The sequence below is a fragment of the Bordetella genomosp. 10 genome, assembly GCF_002261225.1.
Classification (GTDB): domain Bacteria; phylum Pseudomonadota; class Gammaproteobacteria; order Burkholderiales; family Burkholderiaceae_B; genus Bordetella_C.
In genome coordinates this window covers 1,126,693-1,143,164 of sequence record NZ_NEVM01000002.1, presented here as the reverse complement: position 1 = coordinate 1,143,164, position 16,472 = coordinate 1,126,693, and the positions used below count along the sequence as shown (strand labels likewise).

General features: G+C 64.7%; 14 protein-coding genes. 10 read left to right on the top strand and 4 right to left on the bottom strand.

All coding sequences use genetic code 11. The annotated features are described in order from the left end of the window. Positions 1–441 precede the first annotated feature (441 nt). The 4 genes from CAL29_RS14395 to CAL29_RS14380 all read left to right on the top strand — a co-directional run bounded on the left by CAL29_RS14395 (position 442) and on the right by CAL29_RS14380 (position 4,671). Complete coding sequence (locus CAL29_RS14395) at positions 442–1,143, top strand: GntR family transcriptional regulator (protein ID WP_094853667.1); 702 nt, start codon at positions 442–444, stop codon at positions 1,141–1,143. An 88-nt stretch (positions 1,144–1,231) separates the two neighbouring features. Further along, positions 1,232–1,909 carry a DUF2848 domain-containing protein gene (locus tag CAL29_RS14390; protein ID WP_094853666.1) on the top strand — a complete coding sequence of 226 codons (678 nt, stop codon included), beginning with the start codon at positions 1,232–1,234 and terminating at the stop codon, positions 1,907–1,909. Positions 1,910–1,961: 52 nt separating this feature from the next. Then, a complete protein-coding gene (locus tag CAL29_RS14385; RefSeq protein ID WP_094853665.1) occupies positions 1,962–3,281 on the top strand; it encodes an amidase in 1,320 nt (439 codons plus the stop codon). 55 nt (positions 3,282–3,336) lie between these two features. Then, positions 3,337–4,671, top strand: coding sequence for an MFS transporter (locus CAL29_RS14380; protein WP_094853664.1), 1,335 nt, complete (start codon positions 3,337–3,339; stop codon positions 4,669–4,671). A gap of 65 nt (positions 4,672–4,736) precedes the next feature. On the opposite strand, the gene CAL29_RS14375 is transcribed toward CAL29_RS14380, so the two are convergent. After that, complete coding sequence (locus CAL29_RS14375; RefSeq protein WP_094853663.1) at positions 4,737–4,964, bottom strand: hypothetical protein; 228 nt, start codon at positions 4,962–4,964, stop codon at positions 4,737–4,739. Then, positions 4,961–6,664 (bottom strand): ABC transporter ATP-binding protein, encoded by a 1,704-nt coding sequence (locus CAL29_RS14370; RefSeq protein WP_094853662.1) that lies wholly within the window; start codon positions 6,662–6,664, stop codon positions 4,961–4,963. Before CAL29_RS14370 ends, CAL29_RS14375 begins: the two co-directional genes overlap by 4 nt. 324 nt (positions 6,665–6,988) lie before the next feature. Here CAL29_RS14370 and CAL29_RS14365 point away from each other — a divergent pair, with 324 nt between their 5' ends. The 3 genes from CAL29_RS14365 (at position 6,989) to CAL29_RS14355 (ending at position 10,703) form a co-directional block, all read left to right on the top strand. Continuing rightward, positions 6,989–8,707 (top strand): ABC transporter substrate-binding protein, encoded by a 1,719-nt coding sequence (locus CAL29_RS14365; protein WP_094853661.1) that lies wholly within the window; start codon positions 6,989–6,991, stop codon positions 8,705–8,707. Between the two features lie 144 nt (positions 8,708–8,851). Then, positions 8,852–9,820 carry an ABC transporter permease gene (locus CAL29_RS14360; RefSeq protein ID WP_094853660.1) on the top strand — a complete coding sequence of 323 codons (969 nt, stop codon included), beginning with the start codon at positions 8,852–8,854 and terminating at the stop codon, positions 9,818–9,820. Between the two features lie 10 nt (positions 9,821–9,830). Then, positions 9,831–10,703, top strand: a complete 873-nt coding sequence (locus tag CAL29_RS14355) for an ABC transporter permease (RefSeq protein WP_094853659.1) — start codon at positions 9,831–9,833, stop codon at positions 10,701–10,703. Between the two features lie 202 nt (positions 10,704–10,905). Here CAL29_RS14355 and CAL29_RS14350 read toward each other — a convergent pair whose 3' ends face one another. Further along, entirely contained in the window at positions 10,906–12,231 is a 1,326-nt protein-coding gene (locus tag CAL29_RS14350) for an LLM class flavin-dependent oxidoreductase (protein ID WP_094853658.1), read from the bottom strand. Continuing rightward, positions 12,231–13,379, bottom strand: coding sequence for a M14 family metallopeptidase (locus CAL29_RS14345; protein WP_094853657.1), 1,149 nt, complete (start codon positions 13,377–13,379; stop codon positions 12,231–12,233). The genes CAL29_RS14350 and CAL29_RS14345 overlap by 1 nt, the downstream gene beginning before the upstream one ends. Before the next feature lie 387 nt (positions 13,380–13,766). Here CAL29_RS14345 and CAL29_RS14340 point away from each other — a divergent pair, with 387 nt between their 5' ends. The 3 genes from CAL29_RS14340 to CAL29_RS14330 are packed head-to-tail and all read left to right on the top strand — an operon-like array spanning position 13,767 to position 16,455. Beyond that, positions 13,767–14,735: an aliphatic sulfonate ABC transporter substrate-binding protein gene (locus tag CAL29_RS14340; protein WP_094853656.1), complete on the top strand. Its 969-nt coding sequence runs from the start codon at positions 13,767–13,769 to the stop codon at positions 14,733–14,735. Positions 14,736–14,747: 12 nt separating this feature from the next. Then, positions 14,748–15,536 (top strand): ABC transporter permease subunit, encoded by a 789-nt coding sequence (locus CAL29_RS14335; protein WP_094853655.1) that lies wholly within the window; start codon positions 14,748–14,750, stop codon positions 15,534–15,536. Between the two features lie 13 nt (positions 15,537–15,549). After that, positions 15,550–16,455, top strand: a complete 906-nt coding sequence (locus CAL29_RS14330) for an ATP-binding cassette domain-containing protein (protein ID WP_094853654.1) — start codon at positions 15,550–15,552, stop codon at positions 16,453–16,455. The last annotated feature ends 17 nt before the right edge of the window (positions 16,456–16,472 follow it).

Sequence of the window (16,472 nt, the reverse complement as noted above, 5' to 3'; positions counted from 1 at the left end):
ATACATCACACATATTAAATAATACACTTCTGAAGCTCGCGGAAGCAATTCGGTCAGTGGATGTCTCCTCAACGCGACATAAATGCCTCTTCCACCACCTCTGCACGCTTAATGACCAATTTACTTCCCGCGTTGTAACCACGTCGATTCAGAGGGCTCCAACCGCAAACGTGGGCGGATGGTCATGTGCGGGTTCAGTCGCTAAACAAGGTGGCCGCGATTTCGTCGGCACCATTCATACAGGCGCCCCACCTAGGCGTCGCTCACTTCCAACATCGACACCCACGCGCATGGCCGGCGCCCGCGATGCGCCTTGCCCACTCGCGCCTGTTCGTGGCACCGCCCACGTACGCACAGGGAAAACCGCCTGGGGAAAACCCGCATGCCGAATTAGTGATATATCAGAGTATTATCACTTGATCATCAGAAGCAGGCCCCCTCATGTCGCGCTCCGTAGTCATTCCTTTGAACGCCGAAACCAAACAGGAAGCGGCGGCGCCCCGTCCGTCATCCGGCGCCGCCTTGCGTGAGCTCGCCTATGCGGAAATCAAGCGCCGCATCATTGCCTGCGAGTTCCGCCCGGGTGAAGCCATCAACGAATCGCAGGTCGGCGCCCTGCTGGGATTGGGACGCACGCCGGTGCATCAGGCCCTGCACCGTCTGGAAAGCGATGGCCTGGTGACCATCCTGCCGCGCAAAGGCGTGCTGGTGGCGCCGCTGTCCCTGAACGACGTGCTGGACATGATCGAAGTGCGCCTCAGCAACGAGCTGCTGTGTGTGACCTTAGCCACCGAGCGCGCGCACCACAGCGACCTGCAGGCCATGCGCGACATCGTGCAGCGTTCCGCCGAGCTGCTGGAACATCGCGACATCAACGGCCTCATGGCGCTCGACCTGAAATTCCATATCGCCATCTCGGCGGCGTCGCGCAATCGCGTGCTGGCGGAACTGCTGCGCAATCTGCACGAGAAACAAGCCCGCTTCTGGTTCCTGTCCCTGCAGGATCCCATTCACCTGGCCAATGTCTACCAGGAACACATGGCCGTCATCGATGCTTTGGAGCGCAGGGACGTGCCTGCCGCACGCGAAGCGATACGCGAACACATCGACGAATTCCGCAAGAACATCATCCGCTCGATCTGACGGCCCGGCCGCCGGACGCCTGCATTACCTCGTACCCAATCGAATTGCCAAAGCGCGGCCACGCCGCAACGAAAGGACCTCATACATCATGCCGAAACTCAATCTGAACATTGCCGGTACCGGCGAACGCAGCGTCCAGATCGACCATCTGGTCATCGCCGGCTGGGCCGGCCGCGACGCGGAAGGCGTGCAGCATCACATTCGCGAACTGGAAGCGATTGGTGTCAAGGCGCCCTCCACCGTTCCTTGCTACTACCCGCTGGCCGCCGCGCTGCTGACCACCGACGACGAAATCGAAGTGCCGCGCGCGGACTCGTCCGGCGAAGTGGAAGCCGTATTGCTGTCGACGTCCGAAGGCCTGCTGGTCGGCATCGGCTCGGACCACACGGACCGCAAGGCCGAAGCCTACGACGTGACGGTTTCCAAGCAGATGTGCGCGAAGCCCGTCAGCCGTGACGTCTGGCGCTTCGACGAAGTGGCCGGCCATTGGGATGACTTGATCGCGCGCTGCTGGCGCACCCGCAACGGCGTGCGCGAGCTGTATCAGGAAGGCGCGATGACGTCGCTGCGCGATCCCCGCGAGCTGGCGCAGAAGTACGCCAATGCCGCCGAACTGCCGGTGGGAACCGCCATGTATTGCGGCACGCAGCCGGTCAAGGGCGAGCTGGGCTATGGCGAAAAATTCGAATTTGAACTGCACGATCCGAAACTGAACCGTTCGCTCACGTGCGCCTACACGGTGCGCGCACTGCCCGTTGCCGACTGAACTTTCTATTTCTCAACCCTGCTTCGTCAATCTGGTTCGAATAGGACTTCACATGCAGACCATCCAACAATTGCAGGCCGACCTGCAAGCGGGCCGCAACACCAGCGAAAAGCTCACGGCACAAGCGCTGGACGCCATCGAGGCACATCGCAAGCAGGGCGGCAGCGCCTTTGTCCATGTGGATGCGGAAGCTGCCCTGCAGGCAGCGCGCGCCAGCGATGCCGCGCGCAAGGCGGGCTATGCCCCGTCGCCGCTGGCTGGGCTGCCGGTATCCATCAAGGACCTCTTCGATGTGAAGGGACAGGTGACGCGGGCTGGGTCCAAGGCCCTGGACGGCGCCGCGCCCGCGCAGCAGGATGCGGTTGCCGTCGCGCGCCTGCGCGCGGCCGGCGCCATCCTGGTCGGGCGCACCAATATGAGCGAGTTCGCCTTTTCCGGACTGGGCTGGAATCCGCATTACGGCACCCCGCGCGCGCCTTATGACGAGGAACGCGTGTCGGGCGGGTCGACGTCTGGCGGTGCGGTCAGCGTGGCCAAGGGCATGGCGGCGTTCGCGCTGGGCACCGATACCGGCGGCTCCATCCGCATACCGTCGGCCTTCTGCGGACTGACCGGCTTCAAGCCGACGGCCCATCGCGTTTCACTGCAGGGCGGCGTGCCGCTGTCGACGACGCTGGACTCCGCCGGCCCGCTGGCCCGTTCGGTGGCCTGCTGCGCCACGGTGGACGCCATTCTTAGCGGCCAGGCCCTGGATGCCCGTCCCGCAAATCTTGCCGGCCTGCGTTTCTACGTGACCCAGGACTTCATCGGCGACGGTGTCGACGACACGGTGGGCGCCGCCATCGAGTCCGCCTTGAGCCGCCTGTCCGCCCAGGGCGCGCAGATCGTCAAGTTCGATTTTCCCGAACTGCGCGAGCTGCCCACCATCAATGGCGGTGGCGGTTTCGCCGCGGCCGAATCCTGGCAATGGCACCGCAAGCTGCTGGCGGAACAGGGCAATGCCTACGACCCGCGCGTCGCCACGCGCATACGCCGTGGTGAAAACATCGGCGCTGCCGACTATATCGAGCTGTTCCATGCGCGCGCGCGTATCCAGGCAATCGCGGCCGACCGTCTGCGCGATGCCGACGCGTGGCTGATGCCCACGGTGGCCGTGGTGCCGCCGCGCGTGCGCGACCTGGAGCAGGACGAGGCCTTCTTCGCCGCCAACGGCCTGGTGCTGCGCAACCCCAGCGTCATCAACTTCTTGGATGGATGCGCCGTGTCGCTGCCTTGCGGCGAACCGGGCGTGGGCCTGGCCGTCAATGGCCTGCGCGACGCCGACCAACGCATCCTGCAAATCTCGGCCGCTGTAGAAGCCGCTCTGAACTGATCACCACCAGTCCCCGCTGAACGGGGCTTTTTCAATGCAAGGGGAGTTTTCACCCATGTCGTCCATCGCTACACCGGCTTCCGGCGGCTCGGCCAGTCCCGCGCCTTCCGAGAACGAACGCGCGCTAGCCTATCGCAAGATCACCGTTCGCCTCATTCCATTTCTTGTTTTCCTGTTCGTGCTGGCGTGGATAGACCGCGTCAACATCGGCTTCGCCAAGCTGCAGATGCTGCAGGATCTGCAGTTCAGCGAGACTGTCTACGGTCTGGGCGCGGGCATCTTCTTCATCGGCTATTTCCTGTTCGAAGTGCCCAGCAACCTGTTGCTGGAAAAAATCGGCGCGCGCCGCACCCTGGCGCGCATCACGATTCTGTGGGGCCTGGCCTCCATGGCCATGATTTTCGTGAAGACGCCGACGCAGTTCTACGTGATGCGCTTTCTTCTGGGCGTATTCGAGGCCGGCTTCTTCCCTGGTGTCGTGCTGTACCTGACCTACTGGTTCCCGTCCGACCGGCGCGCGCGCATCAACGGCTATTTCATGACCTCGTTCGCCATCGCGGGCGTGGTCGGCGGCCCGATCGCGGGCTTCGTCCTGAGCATCATGAGCGACGTCGAAGGGCTGGCTGCCTGGCAGTGGCTGTTCGTCATCGAAGGGATCCCCTCGGTGCTGGCCGGTTTCGCCGTGCTGGCGTGGTTGCCGGAGAAGCCCGAGAACGCGAAGTGGCTGCAGCAGCGTGAGCGTGACATCGTCCAGCTCGACCTGGACAAGGAGCAACACGACCCCGCCAAGCATTCCGGCCTGCGCCATGCCTTCAATGCCAAGGTGTGGCTCTGCGCGGTGATCTATTTCTGCGTGGTCAGCGGCAACGCCACCATTGCGTTCTGGACGCCGTCCATCATCAAGGAGCTGGGCGTGCAGGGGCCGTTGAACATCGGCCTGGTCTCCGCCATTCCGTTCGTGCTGGGCACCATCGCCATGATCTGGAACGGCATCAGCTCGGATCGCAGCGGCGAGCGCCGTTGGCATTGCATCCTGGCCAGCATTATCGCCGCCGCGGGCTTGATGGGCACCGGCGCGCTGTTGCACAACCCCGTGATGGCGCTGGTCGCGCTGTCGGTCGCCGCCATCGGCATCCTGGCCGCCTTCCCGGTGTTCTGGTCGTTGCCGGCTGCATTCTTGACCGGCACGGCTGCCGCGGGCGGCATCGCCCTGATCAACTCCGTCGGCAACCTGGCTGGCTTCGCAGCGCCGTTCCTCATGGGCTGGCTGCGCGACAAGACGGGCACCTTGGAATCGGGTCTTTACAGCGTGGCGGCGATGGAGCTGTGCGCGGCCATCCTGGTGCTGGTGTTCATCAAGGTCAAGCGCGGCCAACCGACGCGGACGTGATTGACAGGCCGGCCAGGGACGGACCGGCCAAGGTTCAGGCAGGCACCCGCGAGCAAGGGTGCCGCCTAACCGCCGTCCAGAAACAGCTTGTCGCAATATCCACCCAACAGCTCGTAAGACACAATGTTCTTATTGCCGTCGGTGACGAACGATAGACGGCAGACCTCGCCTTCCTGGGTGTAGTACCCCGTCGCCGCGGTGTTTTCCTGGTAGACCGGCGTGGCCGCCTGGCCGTCGCCAGTGCCGGCGCGATTTTTACCCGCCAGGGTGCCGGCACGGCGTCCACGCCTCACGTCCCTGCCTGTTCGACCGCGCTACGTGGCGGTACCCAGTGACGACCGGGCACCGCGGCGAGCAGCGCTTTGCTGTAGGGATGCGATGGTGCGCCGAAGACCTGCCCAACCAGGCCGAGTTCGACGACTTCGCCCTGGCGCATGACAGCCACGCGATCACACACACGGGCTGCTACCCGCAGGTCATGGGTGATGAAAAGTAGCGACAGGCCAAGCTCCTCCTTCAACTCCGCAAGCAATGCCAGTACCTGCGCCTGCACGGACACATCGAGCGCGGACACTGGCTCGTCTGCGACCAGCAGGCGGGGACGCAGCGCCAGCGCCCGCGCCAAGCCGATGCGCTGACGCTGCCCTCCCGAAAACTCGTGTGGATAGCGGTCCATGGCCGACGCTTTCAAGCCGACGCGACGCAGGAGTTCCTCGACGCGAGGCATCACCGCGTCGCGCGCCTCGCCGTGAGTGATCGGTCCTTGTGCAATGAGGTCACCGACGCGATGGCGCGGATTCAGTGATCCATAGGGATCCTGGAACACCATCTGCACCTGGGACGCATAGCGGAGTCTACCCCTGCGAGAGCGATCGGCCGCGTCAACGCGAGCGATCTCGATGCTGCCCTCCTGCGCCTTGAGCAAACGCAGGATGCAGCGTGCGAGCGTCGACTTTCCCGATCCGCTCTCCCCGACGACGCCGAGCGTCTCACCCGTGGCCAGGCTCAGATTGACATGGCTCAGCGCCGAGGTCACCCGGCCGGGACGGAGAAAGCCCGTGCTGCGATAGGTCAAGGACAGATCCCGCACATTCAGGACGGTATTGGGAACCAAGGCGCCCGCCAGGGGCGCGACCGACGCCGACGCGGCGCCAATTCCATTATCAGGCGCACCGGTGGCAAATGGCGGCGGCACCGCGGCGATCAGCGCGCGGGTATAAGCATGGCGTGGCTGGTTCAAGACCTGGGCCGCGCTCCCCGACTCCCTCACCTGCCCATCCTGCATCACCGTCACGCGGTCAGCCACCTCCGCCACCACGCCGAAATCGTGGGTGATGAAAAGCACTGCCGTCCCCCGGCGCGACTGCAGGTCCTTGATCAGGGCCAGTATCTGCGCCTGCGTCGTGACATCGAGCGCGGTGGTAGGCTCGTCCGCAATCAAGACCTCCGGATCGAGCGCCAGCGCCATGGCGATCATGGCCCGCTGACGCTGACCTCCGGATAGCTCGTGAGGGTAAGCGCGCGCCACGGCCGCCAGCTCGGGCAGGCCCACTTGGGCCAACAGCTCCAGCACCTTGGCGCGTGTCTGGGCACGCGCCAGACGACGATGCAGGCGAAACGTCTCGGCAATCTGGCGGCCCACGGTATGCAACGGGTTCAGCGCCGTCATGGGATCCTGGAAGATCATGCTGATGCGCGCGCCACGAATGCGCCGCAACTGCGCCTGGGTCAACGCCAGCATATCGTCGCCGTCCAGCAGGATCGCGCCTGCTTGCACGTGCGCCCCCGCGGGCAGCAGCCCAAGGATGGCGCTGGCGGTCATGGACTTGCCGCTGCCGCTCTCGCCCACGACGCAATGGATCTCGCCCGCCCGCAGGGTAAGGTCGACACCCTGCAACGCGTTTACGCGGTCGGCTCCCGGAGGCAGCGCCACGGTCAAGCCACACACTTCCAGGACGGGCGCTCGTTCCTGGCCGTGGTCCGGCTGTGCCATACAGTCTCCCGATAGGCTTCCGAGTTAGCCACGACCTCGATGTCCGTGCTCACGGCCGGTCGCACGTCCAATACCGCGCCCAGCGCCGGCCACCGACGCCACTTTTCCCTGCAATCGCTGTTCGCTCATAGCTCACCCTAGGCACCGCGTGGCACATGCCGCGCCGAGAACCGTACATAGTAGGAGGGTGGCTGCGCGCGCATCAAAGACTCGTTTTCTATTTTTTTATGCCGAGCAGCGCGAGGGCCATCGACAGCGCTCACGCGCGACGCATCCGCGCACAGGATATACGTCCCGCGCCATGCGCGCCAGGGATGCGTCGGCATGTCTATGGTCGATATTGTTATTTCCCTCGCACGCGTTGTCCTGCCTAAGATCGCTGGTTACAGCAACGCCCGATCGGGCACGTTTGCATCGTCAGGAGTCAGGGCAATGGCAGGTATATCACGGCGCGGGTTCGTCAAGGTGGCCGGCGCGGGCGCGGCAATGGCCGCGGCGGGTTGGCAGATTCCCGCTTGGGCGCAAGGCGCGACGGCGCCGCGCAAAGGCGGCGTCCTGACCGCGACCATTGGGTTTCCGGAGCCGCATACGATGTTCGCGCCGGCCGGCGGTGGCGGCAGCCCCGCCTTTACCGCGGCACGGGTTCTGGAAACGCTGGTGCGCATCGCGCCGGACTTGTCGGTGAGCCCGCATCTGGCCACGGCCTGGGCGATCGACCCGGATCACCAACGCTACAGGATCACCCTGCGCCAGGGCGTGAAGTGGCACGACGGCAAGGATTTCACCGCGGCCGACGTGGCGTTCACCATCGGCGAATACTGGAAGCAGATCGCGGCTGGCGGCGCGTTGACCGCGCTCAAGCGGGCCTATGCGAGCAGCGAGCAGGAAGTGACCGTCGAATTCGACAAGCCGGTCCCGGAATTCACTTTCCTCTATGCGCTGGGAACCCTCAACGTCATACCGGCGCACATCTACGGCAAGGGCGATCTGAATACCAATCCCGCCAACAACGCGCCCGTGGGCACCGGCCCATACCGCTTCCAACGCTGGGTGCGTGGCAGCCGCGCCGAGTTCGAACGCAATGCGCACTATTGGCAGCCGTCCCTGCCCAATCCAGACCGCCTGGTGGTGCGCTGGTGGCGTGAGCCGTCGGCGCGCGCGGCCGCGCTGGAAGCAGGCGAACTGGACATCGGCGTCCAAAACCCCGTCCCGTTCGCCGATATCAAGCGGCTGCGAGACAGCGGCAAGTTCCTGGTCAGCGATAAGAACTACGAGATCTCCGACTGGGACGCAACGTTGATATTCAACGTGAAGCACCCCATCACGCAACACCGCGCGGTACGCCAGGCGATCCTGCATACGCTGGACCCGAAGTACATTGCCGACGTGATCTACCAGGGCTTCGCCACGCCAGCCCGCAGCATCATAGGCAGCCACAACTCGCTCTACTACAACCCCGACGTGCCGCAATATCCTTTCGACAAGGCACGGGCGGAAAAACTCCTGGATGAGGCCGGTTTCCCGCGCAAGGAAGGCCGCAAGCGCTTCGCGGTGCGGCTGGTGGCGGCCGGCTGGGTCGACGAGAACGGCAAGCTGGGCGCATATATCCGGCAAGCGCTTCAGGATGTGGGCGTCGACGTGGAGTTGCGTGTTCCCGATCGTGCCGGATCGCTCAAGGCGATCTACACGGACTACGACTTCGACCTGGCCATCACCAACGCCGGCTCGACGGCCGAACCTGTACCGGGGACGACCCAGTTGTTCACCTCGGAAGGGATCGCCCGCGGCCTGGCGTTTCGCAACGCCAGCCAGTGGTCCGATCCAAAATTCGACGCGCTGGTCGACAAGATCACGTTTGAAATCGATGCGGCCAAGCGCAAGCAGCTTATCCACGACTATGCCGTATTCGCTGCCACGGAGGCCACCAACGTCCGCCTGGTCGAGGTCAAGCAGATCACCGTCGCCCGCTCCGTCGTTCAGGGCCTGCCCAACGTCGCCGACATCAAGCGGGACTCCTGGGACTCGATCTGGCTGTCAGCCTGAGGACCTCCAGCATGAACCACGGCCCTTACGACCTCGGTGACCTTTGGGATCACGACCGGCCCGCGGACGATCTGGCGATGGTGGATCCGCACGATCCTGACACAGAATGGATAGCCATTTGTCCGGGTTGAAAGGAGCATTTTCATGACAGGCGTGATCGCCCGCCGGCTGGCACATTCGCTGCCGATGATATTCGGTGTCATCGTCCTGAGCTTTTTCCTGATCAAGGCGGCGCCGGGCGACTTCCTCGACGTCATGACGTCGGACATGCAGCTGGCCGATCCCGCCATGATCGCCAAGCTGCGCGTCACCTACGGCCTGGACCAGCCGGCGCTGGTCCAATTGGGCCGCTATGTCTACGCAGTGCTGCATTTCGATCTGGGCTTCTCGTATCGGCAAGGCGTGCCTGTCATCGATGCCGTCCTTGAACGCGTCCCCGCGACGCTGCTGCTGGTGTTGTCGGGCATCGCCATTGCCGTGCTGACGGGCACCATTGCCGGTGTATACGCGGCCATGCGCGAAAACCGTGCGGGCGATCGCATCGTGTCGACCTTGGGGCTGTTTCTCTATGCCGCGCCCAGTTTCTGGCTGGGCCTGATGCTGGTGGTGCTGTTCGCCGTAAAGCTGGGCTGGCTGCCTGCCGGCGACATGGAATCCTATACCCAGACCGGTGGTGCCTGGGCTCGGGCATGGGACGTCTTGCGTCACCTCGTCCTGCCGGCGATTTCCCTGGGTCTGTTCCACTGCGCCATCTATCTTCGGGTTACCCGTGCATCCATGCTGGAAGTGGCTCACCTCGACTTCGTGCGAACGGCCCATGCCAAGGGCCAGACCCCGCGCGGCGTCGTCTGGACGCATATGCTTCGCAATGCGCTGTTGCCTGTGGTGACCCTCGCAGGCATGCAGTTCGGCAGCTTGCTGGGCGGCAGCGTGGTCATCGAGGCCGTGTTCGGCTGGCCGGGTATCGGCAGCCTACTTTATGACGGCGTGCTCAATCGCGACTATCCGATGGTGCTGGGCATACTGATCTTGAGCGCGGTGGTCGTGGTGCTGGCCAATCTGCTCACCGACCTGATCTATACGCGGCTGGATCCGCGCATGCAACTCTCGTGAAGGCGTGTTTATGAGTGCGATTTCCCTCCCCGAACGACGCAACGGTCCCTTCGCGCTTGCCGCGCGGCGCTTCCTGCGCGTCAGCGGCGCGTGGCCGGGTGTCGTCATCCTCGGGGTGCTCATCATCGTGGCCCTGGCCGCCCCCTGGCTATACCCGGGCGATCCCTTGCGCATCGTCGCGCCGCCCCAGCAGTGGCCGCTGCACGACTGGCGCTATCCCTTGGGCACCGACTCGATGGGACGGGATATTGCCGCGCTGATCGCGCACGGGGCGCGCGCCACGCTGTCGATAGGCTTGCTGGCCTGCCTGACGGCCACGGTTATCGGCGTGCTGCTCGGCGCCGTTGCCGGGTATTTCGGGGGCGCCGCGGGCGCGGCGGCGATGCTGCTGACCGAGCTGTTCCAAACCATCCCTGCGTTGATGTTCGTGCTGGCCATCGTGTCCATCTTCGGCACCGGCGTCGCCCATACCATCCTCGCCATCGGCGCGGTGACCTGGCCCCCCGTGGCGCGCCTCACGCGCGCGGAGTTCCTGACCTGGCGCAGCCGCGACTTCATCGCCTCGTGCCGGTCGCTGGGGATGACGGACACCCGCATCATCTTCTCCGAGATCCTGCCCAACGCCCTGCCGCCCATCATCGCGCTGGCCACCATCATCATTGCCGGCGCCATCCTCCTGGAGGCGGGCTTGTCCTTCCTTGGCCTTTCGGATCCTGCCGTCGCGACCTGGGGCCGCCTGATCGGCGAAGGCCGCGACATGCTGCGCACATCCTGGTACATCAGCGCGCTTCCGGGCGGCGCCATCCTGCTGACCGTCTTTGCGCTGAGCCTGGTAGGCGAAGCCATCGGCGCGGCAACCCGGCCGGCGGGACGCCGGGCCTGAACTCTTTCGCACTTCACCCGCAAGGAATGCCATGCGCGCCGTCGCACCGCCTCCCCGTGATCCTGGCGCCGCGGCCGCGCATGACCGCCCACGAACGTCTGTCCGGCGCGATTTCGGTATCGCACGGCGGCCTATGGCACGTTGCTGGCGTTTGCCCAGGAAAGATAAATGCCCCCGGGGGCTGCCTGGCCCAAGGCCGGATTCACCTCGGGAAGAAGCAATTCTCCGGCCGGGGCAGCCCCAGGTTGTCCCGCAGCGTCTTGCCTTCGTATTCCCGGCGGAAGATGCCGCGCCTCTGCAGTTCGGGAACGACCCCTTCGACGAAGGCGTCCAGGCCGCCCGGTAGCCAGGGAAACATCACGTTGAAGCCATCGGAGCCATAGCCTTCCAGCCACGCCTGCATCTCGTCGGCGATCGACGTCGGCGTGCCGGCGAAAGTCAGGCCGCCGTAGCCGCCCAGGCGCCGCGCCAGCTGCCGCACGGTCAGGTTTTCGCTGCGCGCCAGATCCACGGCGCGCTGCCGCCCGGTCTTGCTGGCATTGCTTTCGGGGATGTCAGGCAGCGGGCCATCCAGGTCGAACTTCGATGCGTCGTGGCCCAGCACGACAGAGAGCGACGCAATCGCGCTGGCATCGTGGACGAGGCCGTCCAGGCGGTTGCGGATATCCTTGGCCTGATCGAGCGTCTCGCCCACGACAACGAGCGCGCCTGGCAGTATCTTCAGGTGTTCCCGGTCGCGCCCGAGACGGTCCATGCGGCCTTTCACGTCGGCATAGAAAGCCTGGCCGGCGGCCAGGTTGGGCACCGCTGTGAAGACAGCTTCGGCCGTTTCCGCGGCCAATTGCCGGCCGGGCTCGGAGGCCCCGGCTTGCACGATGACCGGCCAGCCCTGCACGGGCCGGGCGATGTTCAAGGGCCCGCGTACGGAAAAGTGCTCGCCTTTGTGCGCCAGCGTATGCAAGCGCGCGGGATCGAAATAAAGGCCCTGCTCGGCATCGCGAATGAAAGCGTCGTCGGCCCAGCTGTCCCACAGTCCGGTCACCACGTCGAAGAACTCACGCGCACGCGCATAACGCCGGGCGTGGTCGACATGCTCTTCTCGGCCGAAATTCAGCGCGGCATCAGGATTGGACGTGGTCACCACATTCCACCCTGCCCGGCCCTCGCTCAGGTGATCCAGCGAGGCGAAGCGGCGCGCCACGTGGAAGGGCTCGTCGAACGTGGTGGAAGCGGTGGCGACCAGGCCGATATACTCGGTCGCCTGACTGAGCGCCGATAACAGCGTGAAAGGCTCGAACGACGTGACGGTATGGCTGCGCTTGAGCGCATCGATCGGCATGTTCAGCACGGCCAGGTGGTCCGCCATGAAAAAGGCATCGAACCTGGCCTTCTCCAGGGTCTGGATGTAGCGCTTCAATGCCGGCAGATTGAAATTGGCATCGCGCGTGGCGCCTGGATAGCGCCATGCGCCGGTATGGATGCTGACCGGGCGCATGAAGGCGCCCAGCTTCAATTGGCGAGTGGCCATCACGATTCCCCGGTGAGTGTGCCCACGCGCGTGTCGTCCGTGCGCCAGCTGGCGATGCCGGCGACCGCCTGGCGGGTGATCTGCAGGCCGTGCTTGATGACAGCGCGACGCCACAGGCTGGACGTGGGCACCATGGCGTCGATGACGTCAGCTTTCAGGATAGCGTCCCGTCTGGGATCGGGCTGGCCCGGCGCCACGAAGCGCAGCCACTGGTCCAGTCGCGAGGCCGCGCGTGCGGGTCCGGCCGCGGTGCCGTACTCGATGACCGCGCCCACCATGGGACGCCCGTCCAGGAACTGCCTGACGCCGTTGAACACCAGGCCCTGGTAGTCCGGCCGGGCCAGGCCGTTTGGCCGCTGGCCCACCACGCGTTCATGGCCCCACCAGCGGGCGGCCTCCGCCTGAAGGTCACTGCCGTCCGGGTTGAAGCACAGGAAGAAAGGCTCGCCATAGTCGCCTATGCCCGTATGCCAGTCGATCAGGCCGACCTGGCGCGCGCCGGCCAGATGGGTCTGCACGATACGCTCCAGGGTCAGATTGGACCACTCGCGGCCACGCCCGCCATACATGACGCCGTCGGGATGGGTGTACTGGCCTCGCGCGGTCACATCGAACAGGGCGTCGGGACCATGCTCCTGGCGATAGCGTGCGGTGGCGGCCTCCGTCGCGGCCAGCGCCGCTTCGGACCAGACCGGTGGCAGCAAGGCGTGGTGCAGTTCGGCGTAGCCCGGGTTGTCCGGATACGGCGCGCCATGGTCGACGAAGTTGCGGTTCAGGTCCACGTTGTTTTCCGTGGTCCGCGACGCGTAGGCGAAGCCATAGGGATTGAGGGCGTGAACCAGCACCACCCTGACATCGGGAGGCAGGCGGCCGCCGTCGCCGGCAAGCAGCCACGCCACTTGCATGGCGGAGCCGGCGCGGCCCTCCAGGCCATGGGTGCCGCTCAGGATCAGCAACTGCCTGGACGCGTCTTGCGGGCCCAGGGTCGCCACATCCACGGCCAATGCCTCGCCTTCCGGCCCTTTTCTGTCGGGATGGATATAGGCCGTCAGGTCGGCGCCGGCGGCGGTCGCCGCTTCCAGGAAAAGATGCCTTGCGGACGCGTAGTCTTCGCCGAAGCAGCGCCAATAATCCAGATATTCGCTCATTGTCCTACCCAGGCCAGGCGCGTCGGCACGCAATGCCGGGCTGCGTTGGAGGACACTGCCCGCGCCGATTCCCGGCATGCTATGCCGAAGATTCTATCGGCGCGGCATGGGCATCCATAGATCGATGGCGCATAAGGGTATGCAGCGAAGCTGCGTGCAAGGAAGGGATCAGGCTAGCCGAACGCCATATCTACATGGGAATGTCTATGGTCGAAATGATTATTTCCCTCGGCCTGGCGACGAAACTTAAGATCGAGAGCTACGCACAACTCGATGGTCTTTGCCGCTACGCGGAATACGCCTGCCGTCCAGCCCCCATACATCCGTGCAGGAGGCCCGCAAGGTGCCTTCGCCGGTCCAGCCCTATCTCAGCCACGACGTTTACCCATGAAACTGAATTTCAAGGCTCTCATTGGTCCGGCCATCATGGCCGCCATTCTCGGTGCAAATAGCGGTGCCGCCATGGCGGAAGACTGGCCCAAGGTCATACGCATAGGCGTACAGGAGGCCGACGGCCTGGTCGCCCTGCGCGCCTCTGGCCAACTGGAGAAAGCCCTGGCGCCGCACGGAGTCAAGGTGGAATGGCTCACCTTTGCCTATGGTCCTCCCTTGGTCGAGGGCATCAACGCGGGAGCGGTAGACCTGGGTACGGTCGGCTCGACACCCCCTATCCTGGCCCAGGCAGGCAGTGCCCCGGAAGTCCGGTACGTCGCCTATTCGGATCCTCAAAAGGATGGCTACGGCATCGTCGTCGCGGAGAAGTCAAGCATTCATGCCGTCACTGACCTGCGTGGCAAGCGCGTGGCGACGGCCAAAGGTTCGCAAGGTAACGTCTTCCTGCTCCAGGCACTTCGCGACGCCGGCATCAAGATCACTGAGGTCGGCATCACCTTCTTGTCTTACAGCGATGCCCGGTCCGCCTTCGAACGTGGGGATATCGACGCCTGGGTCGTGCCCGATCCGCGGTACGCCGACGTGGAACTGAACAACCATGCCCGCACCGTCCTGCGCATCGGCCAGATCTCCGTGCCGCAATACAGCTTTTACATCGCCGCGCGCAGCTTCGCCGAGCGCTACCCCGCCACCTTGCGCGTCGTCTTCGACCAGCTCGACAAGCAGGAAAAGTATGCGCTTGCGCACATCGACGAGACTGCAACGCTGCTCGAACAGGGGACCGGTGTCAAGGCGCCCATCTGGAAAGTCGCCATTCCGCGCGCCGGCTGGGGGACGCACTACCCATTAAGCGCCGAAGTGATCTCGGCCCAGCAGAAGTCCGCGGACCTCATTTTCGACAACAAGTTGATCCCGCGACCGGTGGAAGTGTCCAAGGCCGTCGTGAACATAGGGCACGACTGAGGACAAGCAGCCATGACGCGCGCATATCGTCGCCCGGTTCCCAAGGCAGCTGCCTGGGCCGTCCCACTCCTGCTCACCGTCCTCTGGCAGATCGTGGCGGAAAGCAATATCTTCCCGCCACGCGTACTCCCCGGACCGTGGGAGGTCATCCAGGCGCTCGTCCAGCTCGCTCGTAGCGGCGAGCTGTGGGCGGATCTGCGCATCAGTGCGTGGCGTGCCGCCATAGGGCTGGCCGCCGGCGGCACGGCGGGTTTGTTGTTGGGCATGGCAACGGGCGCCTTCCGATCGGCCGAGACCGTACTGGACACAACGGTACAGATGCTGCGCAACATTCCTTCGCTCGCATTGCTACCCCTGATCATTCTGTGGTTCGGCATCGGCGAAGAGACGAAGACGCTGCTCATCGCAATCGGTGTCTTCTTTCCCATTTATCTCAATACACACCATGGCATCCGCGCGGTCGACCCCGCGTTGATCGAAATGGGAAGAAGCTACGGCTTGGACCATCGTCAGCTACTTCGCGAGGTGATACTGCCTGGCGCCACGCCTTCCATACTCGTCGGACTGCGCTACGCCCTTGGGCACATGTGGATTTCCCTTATCGTCGCGGAAACGGTCGCGGCGCAGGCCGGCATAGGATATCTCGTGGTCAATGCGCGCGAATTCATGCTGACCGACGTCGTCATGGTAGGCATTCTGCTCTACGCCCTGCTGGGTAAAGCGGCGGACCTGGCCGCCAAACTGCTGGAGCGCTCGCTGCTTGCCTGGCATCCCGCGTACCAGCCCGTGCAAACGAAATGATACGGATGCTCCGATGAACTTCCTGTCCACGCATTTGCGCCGTCTGGGGCTGGGCGCCGGAGACGCGGCGCTGGTCGACCTGCCCGCGTCGAACGGGATCGGTGCCGAAACGACCGACGCGCCACGGGGCCTCGCGGTACGACTGCGTGGCCTTAGCAAGTCCTATGGCGACCGGCGTGTGCTGAACGCGATCGACCTCGACATCGAAGCGGGCGAGTTCGTCGCCGTGGTCGGGCGCTCCGGCTGCGGCAAGAGCACGTTGCTGCGTACGCTTGCGGGGTTGGAAGCGCCGAACGACGGGGCGCCAGGCGCGCCGGAATCCATAGGCTTCGACGGCGCGGACGTCAACATCCGGCTGATGTTCCAGGACGATCGCCTGCTCCCCTGGCGCCGAGTGATCGACAATGTGGCCCTGGGCTTGCCGCCATCGGCCCGTGCGACAGCGATGTCGGTCCTCCGCGACGTCGGTCTGGAAAGCCGCGCGGCCGATTGGCCGGCCGCGCTTTCTGGAGGCCAGAAGCAGCGTGTCGCGTTGGCGCGCGCGCTGCTGCATCGCCCCAGGCTGCTGCTCCTCGATGAGCCGCTGGGTGCTCTCGATGCGCTGACGCGGCTGGAGATGCAGGGACTGATTGAGCGAATATGGCAGCAGGCAGGATTCACCGCCGTATTGGTCACTCGCGATGTGGCGGAAGCCGTGGCGCTGGCCGACCGTGTGCTGGTGATCGAAGAAGGCACCATCGCGCTGGATCTGCGTATCGACCTGCCCCGCCCCCGATCCCCGCGCAATCCTGCGTTTGGCATACTTGAATCGCGCATCCTTGACAGCGTACTGCACCCGGCCGAACACGGCCGGAATGCGAGAAAACCAGCACTGCCATCAAGGCAATCCAGAACAGCGGCGCCCCGGCGGCCTGCATGACCGCGCCCTGCTCGATG